Genomic DNA, 16379 nt, shown 5'->3' on the forward strand with positions numbered 1-16379 from the left:
ATGCCCTATCACTTCTGGTGCTTCTCAGGCGCTCAGAGCAACCAGAAGTGATAGGGCTTCCGCAGGGTCATCGCGGTCAGCCGGCCGCGGCCGTCTTGGTCCGCCGCCGGAGGACGACGGCGGCTGCCGCTCCCAGCAGGAACAGGGCCGTGGCGGCGCACACCGGCACCAGGAACGCCGTGGAGTAGCCCTGGTGCTGTGCCAGCTGCCCCGCGACGGACGAGCCGATCGCGGTGCCGGCCACGATGCCGCTGGCCAGCGCGGTCATGACCGTGCCGAGCTTCCCGGCCGGGGCGACGAGTCCGCCGATCGCGAAGACGGTGACCATCAGCGGTCCCACCGGGAGGCCCAGGACCAGGAGCACCAGGATCATGGGAAGTGCCGTTGAGGGCAGCACCAGCAGCAGCGCCAGTCCGGCCATCAGCGCCGCGCAGGCCAGCCAGCGGGCATTGGCCGTGAACCGCTGGGGCCAGTACGCCACCGACAGGGCCGCCGCGGCGGAGCTCAGCCCCATCACGGCGTAGAGCAGCCCGGCCAGTTCGGAGGTGGCGAAGCTGGCGGAGAAGGAACTCAGCGAGGTCTGGGTGGAGCCGAAGAACGTGCCCATGCACACCATGGCCAGGACGGGAAGGGCGACGGCGGCGAAGGCACCCGCGCGCTGCCCGGCCGTCAGGGAAGCCCGGAGCTGCTTCTTTTGCGCCACACCGGCCGCTGTCCGCACCGGCGTTCGGATCACCGCGTGATGAGTGGCGTGCACGGCGAAGGCCGGAACGAGCGTGATGGTCAGGGCCGCGGCGAGGGCCAGCGGGAGCCACGGTGCGATCAGGCTGGCCAGGATTCCCACCAGCGCCGGGCCCAGGACGAAGGTCAGTTCGTCGGCGGTGCTTTCGTAGGACAGGGCGGCGTCCAGGTCCGCAGGGTTCGCGTCGCGTCCGCCGCGGGAGGTCAGCGCCATCCAGCGGACTCGGGCCAGGGATCCGACCTGCGGGCAGCTTGCACCGGCGACAAAGGCGGCGGCCAGGACGGGAACGGCGGCGGCCAGGTCCTGTCCGCCCGGGATCAGGTAGGCGGCCAGGATCAGCACGATGACGGCCACGGAGTTGAAAATTGCGGCAAACAGCAGCACCGGGCGTTGGCCCAGCCGGTCCGCCAGTGCGCCGAAGACGGGGGCGCCGAGTGCGGATCCGATGCCAACGGCACCCGCCACCACCCCGCCGACTGCGTAAGATCCGGTGACGGCGGTGGCGAGGGTGAGGGCTCCGACCGTGAGCATTGCGAGCGGGAGGCGGGCGAAGAGCCCGATCGGGATGAAGCTTCTGCCGGCAAGCAGCGGCAAACGGGAGAACCGCCCGCCAGTGGGCGGTTCCGTCGCAGTCGAGGATCCGGGTGCATTGGCCGTTTTCGGCGCGATGGCAGTTCCGGTAAGGGCAGCTGCGTTCTCAGGAACATGGGGCGCCACGCAAACGGGCGCCGGAGAGGGCGTTGAAAGTGTCATGATTCCGGGTTCGTTCAATGGTGCGCATCGTCCCTCCTCCCGATGCGCGCGACCCGGTAACTCAGCAATTATAGCCGCATTTGCCCGAAGGCGCAGGCCCGGCCGCTGTGGCGGCCGGGCCTGCGCGCGGATCAGACCGGGGCGTCGTCGGAAATGTGCAGGGTGGAACCGTTGCGTCCCTTGACCACCTGGAGCTGGGTGCTGATGCGCTGCTTCATTTCCCCCACATGGCTCACCAGGCCGACGACACGGCCGCCGTCCCGGAGCCCCTCCAGGGCGTCCATCACCTGCTCGAGGGCCTGTTCGTCGAGGCTGCCGAAGCCCTCGTCCACGAACAGCGTCTCGATGTCCACACCGCCCGATTCCTGCTGCACCACATCCGCCAGCCCGAGGGCCAGCGCGAGCGAGGCCATGAAGGACTCGCCACCGGACAGCGTTGCGGTGTCGCGCCGCTGTCCGGTCCACTGGTCCACCACCTCCAGGCCGAGGCCGGATTTGGCGCCCCGGGCCGCCTTGGCGTCCGTGTGCTGCAGGGTGTAACGGCCGTCGCTCATCCCGATCAGCCGTTCCGAGGCTGCCACTGCCACCTGTTCGAGCCTCGCGGCAAGCACATAGCTGTTCAGGCTCATGCGGTAGTTGTTGTCTCCCGCGCCGCGGGCCACGTCGGCGACGGCGCTCAGCAGCTGCGCCCGTTCGCGCGGTTCCCGTCCGGACTCCGCAAGCTGCGCGTAGCTGGAAGCGATGGCACCCAGGGTCCCCACGAATTTTTCCGCCAGGCCGGCCGCGAGGTCCGCGTCCCGGGCTGAGCGTTCCGCCGCCGCGGCGTCTACCCGGAGCTGGTCCACGAGCCCCTCTGCCAGGGGCCCCTCCGTTTCCAGCTCGCGGGCCGCGAGCACAAGTTCCTCGCTGGCGAAGAGTTCCTCGATCCGGGCCGCCTCGTCCTGTCCGGCACGGACGGCAGCTTCCAGCGCGGCGGCGTCCGCGGCCGGGAGCAGGACAGCCCGGGCCGCGTCCGCGGACTCGAAGCCTGTGCCCGGCAGCGCCAGATCAAGCTGCAGCCGGGCTTCCGCGGAACGGGCCGTGGCCTGTTCAAGCCGGGTGCGCGCCGCCTCGGCGCGTTCCAGCACGGCGGCGGTGCCGTCCAGCGCTGCGATGCGCCTGGCCAGGACCGGGTGGCCCGCCCGGAGTTTCCCGAGGGCCAGTTCGAGCGAGTCAGCCTGGTCCCTAACTTCCGTGAGGGTGGATTCGGTCTGGGCGATGCCGGCCGCCGCGGCCGCCTGGCCCCGTTCGGCGCCGGCGATCTCCTCTTCCAGCTCGGCGTGCCGCACGCGGCTGGCCGCAAGCTCCGCCGCCGCGCCGCGCGCTTCGGCAGCACGTTCCTTCGCCAGGGCCGCCTCGAGGGCGGCGTCCTCGGGCTCGGTGTTGCCGCCCTGGGCCGCCAGCACGGCGACGGCCTGCTGGGCCTCGGCCAGTTCACGGTCGAGCGCCGCCAGCGCGGCCTCCGCCACCTCGCAGGCGTGCTGCGCGGTTTCCTCGGCTTCGGCCACGGTCAGGGCGGACGCCGCAGCCGGGGCAGGTGCAGGGTGTTCAGGGCTGCCGCACACAGCACACGGGACGCCGGGCTGCAACTGGGACGCGAGTTCCGCGGCAGCGTTGGCCAGCCGTTCCTCGCGGAGATCGAGCCATAGCTGGCGGCGGTCCTGGTACTCCTGCCGGGCGCGGCCGTGGCGTTCGGCGACGGCTCCGCAGTCCTTTCCGGCCGCGGCGTAGCGCCGGACCAGGACCAGCAGTTCCTCCGCGGCGGATGCCTCTTTCGTCCGCAGCTGCACTTCGGCGGCGAGTTCCTCGAGCGGACGCAACCCGGCGGTCAGCGCATCGGACTCCTGGCGCAGGGCGGCCAGGGCAGCAGCCCCCGAGGTCCGCCCGTCTTCCAGCTGCGCCAGGCTAAGGCGCAGCTGGGCGGTGCGGCTCCGCAGTCCGGTAAGCCGGTCTTCATCGGGCAGCCGCTCGTCCAGCACCGCACGCAGTGAACGCAGTCCCCGCAGCGCGGAGCGCAGGGCCTCGCCGTCGTAGGTGGAGCTGTCAGCGCCGACGGCGCTGCTGAGGGAGTTCCCGGGCTCCGGGTCCGGGACGCCGCCCCCGGTCCCGTTCCGCAGCGCGGCGAGTTCGGGGTCGGTGAGGGCGGCCGTGCGCAGTTCTTCCGCGGCAACGGCCATGGCAGCCTTGGCCAGGCCCTCGGCCGTGCCTGCACTGTCCACCGCATGCAGTTGGCCGCTGAGGACTTCGGCCTGGCGGTGCAGGCCGAGCTGTCCGCTCCTGGCAGCGACTGCGGGGGCCGCGGCCTCCGCCTCGGAGCGCCGGCGTTCGGCCGCGGCCAGCTTGGCCTGGCGGGAAGCACGCGCTGTCGCGGCGTCCCGGGCGGACAGGCAGCCGGCCCGCAGTCCCTCGGCCTCCAGCGCGGCGGCCCGGCGCTGCTCCGCTACTGTGCCAGCCTGCACCCGGAGCCAGGAGAAGAAGGAGTCCGGGTCGGCCCGGTCCGGGGCAGCTGCGGTGTCGAGCTCCAGCGTGGCCGTTTCGGCTTCCGCCTGGACGAGCAGGAGCTCGAGCTGATTATTGAGGCCGGCCACCTCGGCGCGGGCGGCCTGGGCCTTGCGGCCGAGTTCCTGCTCCACTGCCTCAAAACGCTGGGTGCCAAAGAGGCTCTGCAGCAGCTCAAGGCGGTCGGCGGCCTTGGAGCGCAGGAAGGCGGCGAAGTCGCCCTGCGGCAACATCACTACGCGGGTGAACTGGTCCCGGTTCATGCCAAGGACATCGGCGATCTCGGCGCCGGCCTCGTCGTTGCGGCCGGACTTTTCGATCCATTCGCCGTCGACGCGTTCGCGGAGCAGTGTGTTGGCCTGCTGCACGGTGAACCCGTTGCGGCCCCGGGCGCTGGGTTTGTCCCAGGCAGGGGAACGGGATACTTCGAAGTGCCGCCCGCGGGCGGAGAACTCGCACGTGACGCGGGGCTCGGCCGCGGCGTCGGCGTGGTCGCTGCGCAGCCGCTTGCCGTCCTGCCGCGCGCCGGGCACGGATCCGTAGAGCGCGAAGCAGATGGCGTCCAGGACGCTGGTCTTGCCTGCCCCTGTGGGACCGTTCAGGAGGAACAGCCCGTGGGCGCTCAGCCGGTCAAAATCGATGTGTTCGGTGCCGGCGAAGGGTCCGAAGGCGGAAATCTCGAGACGGTGGATCCTCACAGCGAAATTCCTTCCAGGCGCACGGATTCCAGGGCTTCTGCAAGGACCGCCGCCTCACCGTCGTCGGCGGCCCGGCCTCGGACGTGCTCCAGGAAGCCGCAGCAGACGGACAGGTCGTCCTCGGCCTCGGCGAGCCTGCTGCTGTAGCTGGTTTTGGCGGCGGCGCCGGCACCTTCCGGGTCGAACCCCAGCACCAGGGTGTCGGGGAACCGCGAGCGCAGCCGTTCCATCGCCTGCGCCGGGCGCTGGGCGTCGGTCAGGGTGATCTGGCAGTACGCGGATTCAGCCCAGCCGTGCTCTTCGGCCAGGAGCAGTTCCTCCAGCTTGCCGCGCAGCACGGCCAGGGTCCGGGGCGCCTCCCACAGCACCTCGCGGACCCGGCCGACGCCGGCCGCGTCAACGTCCACGAGCCAGCTTCCCTTCTTGTGCTGTGCTTCGGAGAAGGAGTACGCGAGCGGGGAACCGGAGTAGCGGACGGCGGGCGAGAGTTCCTGCCGGCCGTGCAGGTGGCCCAGCGCCGTGTAGCCGAAGCCGTCGAAGAGGTCCAGCGGGACGGCGCCGACGCCGCCGATGCTGAGGTCCCGTTCGCTGTCGGAGCTGATGCCGCCGCTGGCAAAGGTGTGGGCGAGCACCACGGAATGGACGGTCCGTGTTCCGGCCCGGGCCGCAAGGTCGGCGCGGATCCGGTCGGTGGCGGCCCGGGTCACCTCAAAGTGGCTGGCGGTGTCGACGCCGAGCTGTTGGGCCACGAGCCGCGGTTCCAGCCAGGGAATGCCGTAGACGGCGAGCACCGGTCCGGCGTCCGGATCAGCAGGGTCGAGCGGGAACAGCACGGGCTGGTCCAGCTCGGCGAGCCGGGTGCGCAGGTGCACTCCCCCGCGCTCCAGCAGCCGGGAGGCGAAGCCGAGCCGGATGGCCGAGTCGTGGTTGCCGCTGGTCAGTACCACCTGGGCGCCGGCGCCGGTCAGACCCGCAAGGGCATCGTCGAGCAGGCGGACGACGTCGACTCCGGGCAGGGCGCGGTCGTAGACGTCGCCGGCGACCAGGACGACGTCGACCGCCTCGTCCCGGACGAAGCTGACGAGCTGGTCGACGAAGGTGCGCTGGGCATCAAGCATCCCGACGCCGTGGAACGACCGGCCCAGATGCCAGTCCGAAGTGTGCAATAACCGCATGCTCCTACGGTATCGGCTGGCACCGACAGGATTGCGCCACCGCTCCGGGACAGCAACGCGGGGTCACTTCCGGCCGGTCCCGCTGCGTGGGATGGGCGGGAAGTGACCCCACGTTGCAGTTTGGGGGGCCGGCGCGGGCTGCGGACTATTCGCCGCGCCTGTCGAAGAAGTCGCGCGCCTCGTCCTCGCCAGCCGTGGGGCCGGCGGGTGCCGTGCCGCGTGAGGGTGCCGCCGTGCGTGTCTTGTCCGCGGGCGCCCCCGCGCCGGCCCCGGACTCCCCCGGCAGACTGCCGTCCGTGTCCTCATCCACTGCGTCAGCTGCGTCGGCCTGCGAGTCAGCTGCAGCCGCGGCCGGTGTCAACAGCGCGACGCCGCGGAACACCAGTCCGGCAAGGGCCGCGCCCGCCAGCGGGGCAACCCAGAAGAGCCACAGCTGCCCGAGCGCGTCGGGGCTGCTGAAGAGCGCCGATGCGGTGGCGCGCGCCGGGTTGAAGGGCGTGTTGCCGGGCGCCTGGCCGAGCTGCAGCAACACCGCCATGGTCAGGCCGACGGCGAACGGTGCCGCGAGCCGTGACGGGTTCCGGGCCGCGGTGGTGCCCAGGAAGACGGCCACCAGCAGGGCGGCGCCGAGCACCTCGATGAGCAGCACCCCGGCCAGCGGGACCTGGATGATCGAATTCTCGCCGAAACCGGCGGTCACCGTATCAAAGGCGGTCCTGGTGTCGGCGATGTTGGGGACGGTGCGCAGGATCGCGAAAAGCGTCACCCCCGCGAGCAGTGCGCCCACCAGTTGCGCGCCCACGTACGCCGCGGCGTCCGCGGGCCGAAGGCGGCCCGCAATGGCGTGTCCCGCCGTTACCGCGGGATTGAAGTGCCCGCCGGAGAGGTACCCGAACGCCAGCATCGCCGCGGTGAGCGCCAGCCCCGCGGCCAGGGAGGCGGAGAGCGGGTTCGACTGCGGAATAGTGAACAGCGGAACGCCCAGGCCGGCGACCACCACGAAGAACGTTCCGACCGCCTCGGCGGACAGCCGGGCCAGCAGCCCGGCATGCGCCGGATCGGGGGTGGCCGCCGGCCGGTCCGGGGACGCGGGGGCTGGCGCAGGCGTGATCATGTCAGGAATTCCTTTGCTTGGGGTCAGCCAGCAGTCTGCCAGCGGAGTCTGGACGTTCGCTGGACCCGGGCTCAGCGTCCCAGCGCAATGGCGGCGACGGCGCTGGCGCCCAGCACGGTGACCCCGGCGGCGGCCCAGCGCATAAGGGAGGCCGGCGGGGCGTAGGAGGAGTGCCGGAGTTGCCGTGCCCGGGCCAGGACGCACAGGCACAACACCGCTGTGGCGACCATGGCCGCCAGGGCACAGACCCCGAGATAGTCGGTGGTCCCGGCCCCCGTCCATCTGACGTAGTCAGGGTCCGGCGCGGCGGCGGCGGGCTGCGAAGCTGCAATCGCCCAGCTGCGCCAAATGAGCAGGTCGGCCGCGAAGAGCGCCAGCAGCGTCCGGCTCCAGGACAACGAAGTCCGCTCCGGCTGCAGCCCGGGGTCCCGGACGGACCCGGTGCTCACCGCGCCGCCAGGAGCAGCACGGCCAGGATAAACGCCGCGGCCGCCACCCCGATCGTCATCACGAACATCACGCCGGAAAACGGCAGCTCGCGGTCGTTGCGCATGGCCTCTTCCATCTGCCCCCAGCGGCGGTAGGCCACGATGGCGAGGACCGCGCCGATGATTGCCAGGGCAACGCACATGGCGACCCGCAGCGGGGCGGGGGCGATGTCCGGGAACAGCTGGTCAATACCAAGGGCTCCCACGATCAGGGCGAGGGATGTCCTGATCCAGGCCAGGAACGTCGTTTCGTTGGCGAGGGAGAAGCGGTAGTCAGGCCTGGCTCCGGTCTTCCGCCACGCTGGTTCGCGCATTCGTCCCTGCTGTCCCGGTGTTGACTTTTGCGGTGTTGACTTTTGCGGTGTTGACTTTTGCGGTGTTGACTTTTGCGGTGCCGTTCGCTGCTGGCCGGCGACTGCATGGGGCCGGGGGTAAAATTCTAAGTCATGAGCACCGAGCCCGTCACTACCCCCGGACCATCCCCCAGCCCGTCGCACGAATCCCGGATCCACGGGTGCCTGCTGGGCGGCGCGCTGGGTGATTCACTGGGGTACGCCGTGGAATTCGACGACATCTCCACCATCCGCGGCAAATTCGGCCCGGACGGGCTGCAGGACTTTTCAGCGCTCGACGGCGGCAGCCACTTTTCGGACGACACCCAGCTCACGCTGTACACCGTGGACGGGCTACTGGAGGCGCTGGAGTGGGCCAACTCGGGCGTGGCCGCGGACACGAACGCGTGCCTGTGGCTCGCGTACCTGCGCTGGCTCGCCACCCAGGATGTTCCGGTCCCGGAGGCGGCTCCGTTCCAGCCGCCGCGCTGGATCGATTCCCACGGCGTCCTCAAGCATCGCCGCGCCCCGGGGAACGCCTGCCTGAGCGGACTGGCCACCGGAGAGATGGGAACGTTCTTCCGGCCGGTCAACCCGGACTCCAAGGGATGCGGCACGGTGATGCGCTCCGCCCCGTTTGGCCTCATCCCCTACATCGCAGCGGACGCCATCTACAAGCTCAGCGCCGACGCCGCCTCTCTCACCCACGGGCACCCCGCCGCCCGGCAGAGCGCTGGGATCTTCAGCCTCGTCATCCATGCCCTGACCGCCGGGCACGGCCTGCGCGAGGCAGCGGACTACGCCCTCGGACAACTGGACGCCGGCCACCTGCGCAAAGGCGAGGAACCCGACCCCGATGTTGTCGCCCGGCTGGAGGCCGCCCTCCGGCTTGGCGCCGCCGGCGTGCTGCTGGAGCCCGAGGACCTGGTCCGCGAGCTCGGCGAAGGGTGGGTGGCGGAGGAGGCACTCGCCGTCGCGCTCTATGCGGTCCTGGCCACGCAGCCGGATCCGACGGCGTCTGCCGGGCACCCGGAGACCCACTTCCGTGCGGCTATCGCCGTCGCGGTGAACCACAGCGGCGACAGCGACTCCACCGCGTCGATTGCCGGCAACATCCTGGGCACGTTCTACGGTGTGGAGTGCCTTCCGGCGCAGTGGCTCGAAGCGCTGGAGGCGCCGGAGGTCATCCGGGGCATGGCGTCGCAGCTGGCCGCGGTCACCGGCGCCTGATCCGGCGCCCGCTGTTCCGGCGCCCGCTGGTGCGCCGGACGGGCAACCCGGTACTCAGGCGCGGCGGAGCGAGATGTTGTTGCAGGCCTCGCAGATGTCCTCGGGGATCAGGCCGCGGCGCTGCAGGAAGCCGAAGATGGCGCAGCCGAGGCAGAAACCCGCGAACGCTTCCAGCGACGCGGCGACAATCAGGACCGCGAGCAGGATCCAGGCGGCCGGCGCCAGCCCCGCGGCCAGCAGGACGGTCGCGGCGGTGGACACGGCGGCGCCGATGCCCTGGGCGAAGCGCTTCGGCGGCCCCGGGACCAGCCGGGTCTTTCCCAGCCGCGGCGTCAGCACCTTGACGGACAGCTGGGCGAGCGGTGAGATCCGCGGGCCGAACAGGACGCGCAGCCAGAATCCCGCGGCGATCACGGCCAGGCCCCAGCCGAGGCCGGTCAGCAGCGTCACCACGGACAGCAGCACCACGAGGGCGGCGGTGACACGGGCCGCGTACTCGTTGACCGGGTTCGGAAAGGCGAAGACCGTCCGCCAGTCGATTCCGCTCCTGCGTGCAGGTGAAAATGCACTTGCGGGTGCCGCAGGCGCGGGAGGGGCCGGGGTCGGTTTGCTCATCGTCCAAGGCTAGGAGCAGGCCCGCCCCGGGCGGAATATTTGTTGCGCAGTATGACCGCGAATGCCCCGACCGGCAGGGTCAGGCAAGTGCCGCCGGGGCGACGTGGCCGCCGACCATCTGCAGGAATTCGCCCTCGGACAGGACCTCGATCCGCTGGCCCCGCCCGTGCAGCTCCAGCACCCGCCGGGCCTTGCCGGTCAGGCGGCCGGAGCGCAGATCGGCGGCGACGAACCCGTCGCCCACCACCAGGACAGTGGTGCGGGCCGTGACCCGGCTCTCCGGCCGGGCGCCGAGCTCGGCGGAACGGATCTTCGCCTCGGGACGGGTGATGGCGAGTTCGCCGGTGAACACCACGGTCTGGCCGAACAACGGGTGGCCTGCCTCGGCGAAGGCGTTCGGCAGCGGATTGGCGCCCTCTTCCGGCCAGCCGGGCTGGTAGGCCCGGACCGGAGCCGCCGTGGCCGCTCCCCCGGCGAGTGCTTCCAGGGCTGACAGGCTGGCCTTGGAGAGCGGGTCCCGCAGCGGGTCGAACGCCGCCTGGCGGGACACCGTCAGGCCCAGGGACAGGTAGAGCTCCGCGATGCTGCCGGCGCCGTTGCGCGCGGCGATATCAATCAGGATCCCGGCGCACGCCCGCGCGTCCTCGGCGGCGTCGTGGTGGTTGACCAGCGGAACACCGGCCTCCTCGGCCGCGTAGGGCAGCGAGTTCGACACCAGGGAGTAGCACCGGCGGGCCAGCATCACCGTGCAGACGTAGTCATAGGCCGGGCCGGGCAGTCCGGAGACCTCAAGGCCGGAGCGGATCACGCCGAGGTCGAAGGCGGCATTGTGGGCAGCCAGCACGTCGCCGCCGATGAAGGCACCGATCTCCGGGAAGAGCTCTCCGAAGCGCGGCAGCCCGGCCACCTGTTCAGGCCTGATGCCGTGGATCCGTACGTTGTGGTGGTCGAAGCGGTCGTGGTTTTCCGGCGGCCGCATCAGCCACGAGGCCTCGTCGACCACAACACCTCCGCGCACCTTGCTCAGGCCAACAGCGCACGGTGAACCGCGGAAGCCGTTCGCGGTCTCAAAGTCGATCGCCGTAAAGTCCAAACCCACGCTCCAACTTTACTGCCGGATTGCCGCCGCCCCGCACGGCGACCGCCGTGCCGCGCCCACGACATGGCCTGTGCCCATCCCCAGGAAGCGCCCGACGGCGGCTGTCCAGTACCCTTGACAGGTGAACCATTTAGCTTTGAGCGACTTTGCCGTGTCCACGATCGGCGGCGTAGGCCCGGTACAGCCGCAGCTGGCCTCGTTCCTGCCCGACTGGCTGAACCCCCAGGTCTTCCTGGCCGACCCCGCCCTCGCCCCCTGGGTGGTGCTGCTGGTCTGCGGCATCATCTTCGCTGAGACGGGGCTGCTGATCGGTTTCTTCCTGCCGGGCGACTCGATGCTGTTCACGGCCGGGCTTCTCGTGGCCACGGGGACCATTAAGGTCAACATCTGGGCCTTCATTGCGCTGATCATCGTCGCAGCCATCATCGGGAACCAGGTCGGCTACCTGATCGGCTCCAAGGCCGGCCCGGCCATCTTCAACAAACCGAATTCCCGGCTCTTCAAGCGCGAAAACGTGGAGAGCGCCCACGCCTTCTTCGAGAAGCACGGCGGCAAGGCCCTGATCCTGGCCCGCTTCGTGCCGATCATCCGGACCTTTGTCCCGGTGATCGTGGGCGTCGCGCAGATGGACAAGCGCAAATTCTTCCTGTTCAACGTCGTCGGCGCGGTGCTGTGGGGCGGCGGTGTGACGCTGCTGGGCTACCTGCTGGGCGACACCTTCCCTTGGGTCCGCGAAAACCTGGACATCATCTTCATCGTGATCGTCCTGCTCTCCGTGATCCCGATCGGCATCGAAGTCGCCCGCGGTTTCATCGCCAAGCGCCAGGCCGCGCAGTACGGCACGGACGTCGTGGAGGAGTTCATCGAGGAGCACGAGCCCGAAGAGGAACGCAAGACCCCGTAACCCCGTTCCGGACAAGCAGTCCGGACACGCAGTCCGGACAGCCAGCTCAAACGGAAGGCGCCCCACAATGTGGGGCGCCTTCCGTTGTTTAGCTGCGTCTATGTCTAGCTGCGCGTTGTCTTCGGCTGTGGCCCCGGCGGCTGCGGTCCGGGGGCACTTTGACGCGGACACGCCGCGGACGCCGGGCGAAAGGGCCGGAATCGTGCCAAAGGCGCCCCGGACGGCGGCAGCGGCTACCTTCCGGACAGGGCCTCCACGATGGCCGGGAGCAGCGCCCGGAACGCGTGCCCGCGGTGGCTGATGGCGTTCTTCTCCGCCGGGCTCAGTTCGGCGCAGCTGCGGTCCATCCCGCTGGGCTGCAGCACCGGGTCGTAGCCGAAGCCGCCGGCCCCGCGCGGTTCGCGCAGCAGCGTCCCCTCGAGCTGCCCGTACTCCACGACTTCCCGGCCCTCGCCCGGGGCAGAACCTGCGTAGGAAGCGGGGACGGCCAGCGCCGCGGCGCAGACAAACGCGGCGCCGCGGTGCCCGTCGGGAACGTCGGCCAGCTGGTCCAGCAGCAGCTGCAGGTTGGCGGCATCGTCCCCGTGGCGGCCGGCCCAGCGGGCCGAGAAGATGCCGGGCGCCCCGCCGAGCACGTCGACGGCGAGGCCGGAGTCGTCGGCGATCGCCACGAGCCCGGTCGCCTGCGCCACAGCGCGGGCCTTAAGCAGTGAATTCTCGGCGAATGTCACGCCGGTCTCGGCGACGTCAGGGGCGCCGACCGCACCGGCATCCACCACCTGGGTGTCGACGTCGAGGCCGGGCACCTGCCCGCGCAGCAGCTCACGAAGTTCCCGCAGCTTGCCCTGGTTGTGCGTGGCGAGGACCAGCACCGGCGCAATTCCGTGTTGTCCGACGGTGTGCCGGGCAGCGCCTGCTGTCACGGCGCTTCCGCCAGGGTTTCGCGCTGGATGGCGGCGAGCTGCTCGGTGCCCATCAGCGCGAGGTCGAGCAGTTTGTTGAGCTCGTCACGGTCGAAGGGGGCGCCTTCGGCGGTGCCCTGGACCTCGACGAACTTGCCGGACCCGGTGACGACGACGTTCATGTCGGTCTCGGCCCGGACGTCCTCGACGTACGGCAGGTCCAGCATCGGGACGCCGTCGATGATGCCGACGGAGACGGCGGCGATCGTGTCGACCAGGGGCTGGGCATTGCGGGCGATCATCTTGTTCTCGCGGGCGAAGCGGATGGCCTCGGCCAGCGCCACGTAGGCGCCTGTGATGGCGGCGGTGCGGGTTCCGCCGTCGGCCTGCAGGACATCGCAGTCCAGCACGATGGTGATTTCGCCGAGGGCCTTTGTGTCGATGATGGAACGCAGCGAGCGGCCGATCAGCCGGGAGATCTCGTGGGTGCGGCCGCCGATTTTGCCCTTGACGGACTCGCGGTCGGAGCGGGTGTTGGTGGCGCGCGGCAGCATGGCGTATTCGGCGGTGACCCAGCCGCGGCCCTCGCCCTTGAGCCAGCGCGGGACGCCCTCTGTGAGGGAGGCGGTGCACAGCACCCGGGTGTTGCCGAACTCGATCAGGGCCGATCCCTCGGCCTGCTTGGACCAGCCGCGGGTGATGCTGATCGGACGGAGCTGATCGGGGGTACGGCCATCGGCGCGGATGATGGGGGCAGTCAGGGCTTCGGAAGTCATGCCCCCAGCTTATCGACCCTGGGCGGGCCGGAAGGGCACGCCCACCCGTCCGGGCAGTTTCCGGAGCTTTCCGTACCTGGCCGGACCAGAGAGGGGCAGGCTCAGATCGTGTAGTGCACGCCTGCCACGGCCACGGCCACATGCTGGCCGAAGACGTCCTTGGCTTCGGCCATGACGGTCGTCGGGGACGTCCAGACCGGGATGTGGGTCAGCAGCAGCCGCCGGGCACCGGCGGCGACGGCGGCCTCGCCGGCCCGTTTGCCGGTGAGGTGCACGTCCTTGATGCCGTCGTCGCGGCCTTCCTCAAACGCCGCCTCGCAGAGGAACAGGTCGGCGTCGCGGGCCGCGTCCTCCAGCCCGCTGCAGGAGTCGGTGTCGCCTGAGTAGCTCAGCACCCGGGTGACGGGGTTGCCGTCCTTGTCCGGCTCGGTGACCGCCACGCGGAGCGCGTAGGCCTCCTCCACCGGGTGGTTGACGGCGTACGGGGTGACCGTGAACGGGCCCATGGTGACGGGCTTGCGCTCGGACCAGTTGCTGAAGTCGAATTCCTCGTGCATGCCGGGGTCCAGGTCCAGGCCGTAGGCGGTGGCCATCCGGTCGGCGGTGGCGGCGGGCCCCCAGACCGGGATCCTGCCCCGTCCCCAGCCGCCCGGCTTCCAGCGCACCGCGACGTGCAGCCCGCACAGGTCCATGCAGTGGTCCGGGTGCAGGTGCGTGAGGAATATCCCGTCAATGTCCTCCAGGTCCGTATACCGCTGGATGGCGCCGAGCGCCCCGCTGCCGAGGTCCAGGACGATCTTCCAGTTCCGCTCGCCGTCGCTGGCGGTCAGCAGATAGCACGACGCCGGCGATCCCGGCCCCGGAAAGGATCCCGTACAGCCCACGATGGTCAGCTTCACAGCAGGGTTCCCCCGCCCGCGGATCCGCCCACGAAGTTGGAGATCCGGGGGCGGCCCGCACCGGCCTGCGCGGCGGCGATCATTTCCGGCGTGATCCGGGCCAGGCTGCCCGTGGGGTACTGGGCCGCGACATGGTCCACGTGGCGGACGCTGAGCACCTCGGGTCCGAGGAAGCGCCGGGCGAGGTGCTCGAACTGTGCTGCGTCCCCCGTGGCGATGAAATTGTGCGACGGGGCCGCGGCGTCGGTCCGTTCCAGCCCGCGGGAGGCCAGGGCGCGGTAGACGTCCTTGGCGGTCTCCTCGGCGCTGGAGACGAGCGTGACGTCCTCCCCCATCACGTAGGAGATGACGCCGGTGAGCAGCGGATAGTGCGTGCAGCCCAGCACCACGGTGTCCACCCCGGCGGCCCGGAGCGGCTCCAGGTATTCGCGGGCGACGGCGAGCAGCTCCGGCCCAGTGGTGATGCCGGCCTCGACGTAGGGCACGAACGCGGGGCACGCCGCGGACGTGATGTGCAGGTCCGGGGCGGCGGCGAAGGTGTCCTCGTAGGCGCGGGAGCCGACGGTGGCAGAGGTGCCGATCACCCCGACGCGGCCGCTGCGTGTGGCGGCGACGGCGCGGCGCACGGCCGGCTGGATCACTTCGATGACGGGGATCCCGTAGCGGGCGGTGTAGCGTTCCCGGGCGTCGCGCAGCACGGCGGCGGACGCCGAGTTGCACGCGATGGTCAGCAGTTTCACGCCGGAGTCCACCAGCTCATCCATCACGCCCAGGGCATTGGCCCGGACCTCGGCGATGGGGAGCGGGCCGTAGGGGCCATTGGCGGTGTCGCCGACGTAGAGGATCGATTCGTTGGGCAGCTGGTCGATGATGGACCGGGCCACGGTGAGTCCGCCGACGCCGGAATCAAACACACCGATGGGACGCGACCCCATCTGGCTGGCGGCCTGGCTGGCGGACTGGGTGCTGGCGCTGTTGCTCGCTGGGGAGTCCGCAACAGCTCCCGCTGCCGGATCCATGCTCGATGCTGAAGTCATGATTATTCGAGGATAGGGCTTAGCCGAGGGTGCGGCCATCTCATTGTGTCGTCCGACTCATGTCGAATGTGTCACACGCGCCCGGCACCCGCGCTGCCCGCCGGCACCTCGGGTCCGCTACTCAGCCGCGCGTGTCCAGCGACTGCAGCATCGCCTGGACCAGGGATTCCTGCAGCCAGGTGGTGAAGTTGTAGACCAGGGCCAGGTAGCTTTCGACATCCTCGGCCTGGGACCAGTCCTGCATCAGGTGCACGTGCCCGGCGTCCTCGTCGTCCCGGATGTCCAGGCGTTCGGCCAGCACCAGTCGGACGTCGTTGAGCGCCGTGGACCAGTGCCGCGCGTCGGCGGGGGTCAGGACCAGCTCATCCTTGTCCAGTCCGAGGGACGCGGCCTTCAGGGCGCCGATCTTGCTTTCGCGCAGCGACCGCTCGGTGTACCGGCGGAACTCCAGCGAGGCGGCGTCGTCGTTCTTCGAGACGTTCGGGAGCAGCCGGCGCAGGGCCCGGTCCGAGGGTTCGCGGGCCTCGGCGTCGAGTCCGACGAGCGCGGCGAGGGGGTCCTGGTTGGCGCGTTCCTCGGGCTCCAGCATGGACACGACGTCGTCGAAGAGGCTGCGCAGCAGTTCCCGTTCGGCCGGTTCCAGGTAGCCGGTGATGCCCTTGATGCCGTATTTGAATGCCTTAGCCACGTTTTCCCTTGCCCTTGCCTGATCCTCCGCCTGATCCGGCGCCGCCGGAGCCGCTGCCGGTGGCCTTTTCCACCGTGGCCCAGAGGCCGTAGCCGTGCATCGCGACCGCGTGCTGCTCCACCTGCTCCTTGCTGCCGTGCGCCACGATGGAGCGGCCCTTCTTGTGGACTTCGAGCATGAGCTTGTTCGCTTTGGCCTCGGAATAGCCGAAGTAGCTGCGGAACACGTAGCTGACATAGCTCATCAGGTTCACCGGATCGTTCCAGATCACGAGGTTCCAGGGGATGTCCGGGGCGGACAGGACATCTGTCGACGTCACTGTTCCGGTCTGGGTGCTCTCCTGGGTGTCAGGGCCGAGCGCAACGCTGAGGGTCATCTGTCCATTCTAT

At 70.3% G+C, this 16379-nt stretch carries 16 protein-coding genes; 2 read left to right on the plus strand and 14 right to left on the minus strand.

Features of this window, described 5'->3' with window-relative positions:
- Positions 1 to 76 precede the first annotated feature (76 nt).
- From ABIC21_RS08965 to ABIC21_RS08990, 6 genes are all read right to left on the minus strand, one after another.
- Complete coding sequence (locus ABIC21_RS08965; protein ID WP_354350051.1) at positions 77 to 1495, minus strand: MFS transporter; 1419 nt, start codon at positions 1493 to 1495, stop codon at positions 77 to 79.
- A 131-nt stretch (positions 1496 to 1626) separates the two neighbouring features.
- Positions 1627 to 4731 (minus strand): AAA family ATPase, encoded by a 3105-nt coding sequence (locus ABIC21_RS08970; protein WP_354350052.1) that lies wholly within the window; start codon positions 4729 to 4731, stop codon positions 1627 to 1629.
- On the minus strand, positions 4728 to 5906 hold the full coding sequence (locus ABIC21_RS08975) for a metallophosphoesterase family protein (RefSeq protein WP_354350053.1): 1179 nt from the start codon (positions 5904 to 5906) through the stop codon (positions 4728 to 4730). Before ABIC21_RS08975 ends, ABIC21_RS08970 begins: the two co-directional genes overlap by 4 nt.
- Positions 5907 to 6051: 145 nt before the next feature.
- Complete coding sequence (locus ABIC21_RS08980; protein WP_354350054.1) at positions 6052 to 7020, minus strand: MIP/aquaporin family protein; 969 nt, start codon at positions 7018 to 7020, stop codon at positions 6052 to 6054.
- A gap of 71 nt (positions 7021 to 7091) precedes the next feature.
- Positions 7092 to 7469: a DUF202 domain-containing protein gene (locus ABIC21_RS08985; protein ID WP_354350055.1), complete on the minus strand. Its 378-nt coding sequence runs from the start codon at positions 7467 to 7469 to the stop codon at positions 7092 to 7094.
- The gene (locus ABIC21_RS08990; RefSeq protein ID WP_354350056.1) at positions 7466 to 7822 is read right to left on the minus strand and encodes a YidH family protein; all 357 of its coding nucleotides are present in this window, start codon (positions 7820 to 7822) and stop codon (positions 7466 to 7468) included. Before ABIC21_RS08990 ends, ABIC21_RS08985 begins: the two co-directional genes overlap by 4 nt.
- A gap of 132 nt (positions 7823 to 7954) precedes the next feature.
- On the opposite strand from ABIC21_RS08990, the gene ABIC21_RS08995 reads away from it, so the two are divergent.
- The gene (locus ABIC21_RS08995; protein ID WP_354350057.1) at positions 7955 to 9070 is read left to right on the plus strand and encodes an ADP-ribosylglycohydrolase family protein; all 1116 of its coding nucleotides are present in this window, start codon (positions 7955 to 7957) and stop codon (positions 9068 to 9070) included.
- 54 nt (positions 9071 to 9124) lie between these two features.
- Here ABIC21_RS08995 and ABIC21_RS09000 read toward each other — a convergent pair whose 3' ends face one another.
- A complete protein-coding gene (locus ABIC21_RS09000) occupies positions 9125 to 9685 on the minus strand; it encodes a DUF4395 domain-containing protein (RefSeq protein WP_354350058.1) in 561 nt (186 codons plus the stop codon).
- Positions 9686 to 9764: 79 nt separating this feature from the next.
- Positions 9765 to 10784, minus strand: a complete 1020-nt coding sequence (locus tag ABIC21_RS09005; protein WP_354350059.1) for a 3'-5' exonuclease — start codon at positions 10782 to 10784, stop codon at positions 9765 to 9767.
- A 136-nt stretch (positions 10785 to 10920) separates the two neighbouring features.
- Between ABIC21_RS09005 and ABIC21_RS09010 the strand changes: the two genes are divergently transcribed.
- The gene (locus ABIC21_RS09010; RefSeq protein WP_354350060.1) at positions 10921 to 11688 is read left to right on the plus strand and encodes a VTT domain-containing protein; all 768 of its coding nucleotides are present in this window, start codon (positions 10921 to 10923) and stop codon (positions 11686 to 11688) included.
- A 233-nt stretch (positions 11689 to 11921) separates the two neighbouring features.
- Here the strand turns inward: ABIC21_RS09010 and rdgB are convergent, their stop codons facing one another.
- From rdgB to clpS, 6 genes are all read right to left on the minus strand, one after another.
- Positions 11922 to 12611 (minus strand): RdgB/HAM1 family non-canonical purine NTP pyrophosphatase, encoded by a 690-nt coding sequence (rdgB, locus tag ABIC21_RS09015; RefSeq protein WP_354350061.1) that lies wholly within the window; start codon positions 12609 to 12611, stop codon positions 11922 to 11924.
- On the minus strand, positions 12608 to 13366 hold the full coding sequence (gene rph, locus ABIC21_RS09020) for a ribonuclease PH (RefSeq protein ID WP_354350062.1): 759 nt from the start codon (positions 13364 to 13366) through the stop codon (positions 12608 to 12610). The genes rdgB and rph overlap by 4 nt, the downstream gene beginning before the upstream one ends.
- A 101-nt stretch (positions 13367 to 13467) precedes the next feature.
- Positions 13468 to 14265: an MBL fold metallo-hydrolase gene (locus tag ABIC21_RS09025; RefSeq protein ID WP_354350063.1), complete on the minus strand. Its 798-nt coding sequence runs from the start codon at positions 14263 to 14265 to the stop codon at positions 13468 to 13470.
- Entirely contained in the window at positions 14262 to 15302 is a 1041-nt protein-coding gene (murI, locus tag ABIC21_RS09030; protein WP_502935977.1) for a glutamate racemase, read from the minus strand. The genes ABIC21_RS09025 and murI overlap by 4 nt, the downstream gene beginning before the upstream one ends.
- 121 nt (positions 15303 to 15423) lie before the next feature.
- Positions 15424 to 15990, minus strand: a complete 567-nt coding sequence (locus ABIC21_RS09035; RefSeq protein ID WP_354350065.1) for a DUF2017 domain-containing protein — start codon at positions 15988 to 15990, stop codon at positions 15424 to 15426.
- Positions 15983 to 16366 carry an ATP-dependent Clp protease adapter ClpS gene (clpS, locus tag ABIC21_RS09040; RefSeq protein WP_354350066.1) on the minus strand — a complete coding sequence of 128 codons (384 nt, stop codon included), beginning with the start codon at positions 16364 to 16366 and terminating at the stop codon, positions 15983 to 15985. Before clpS ends, ABIC21_RS09035 begins: the two co-directional genes overlap by 8 nt.
- Positions 16367 to 16379 lie beyond the last annotated feature (13 nt).

This window comes from Pseudarthrobacter sp. PvP090, assembly GCF_040547365.1.
Lineage (GTDB): Bacteria > Actinomycetota > Actinomycetes > Actinomycetales > Micrococcaceae > Arthrobacter.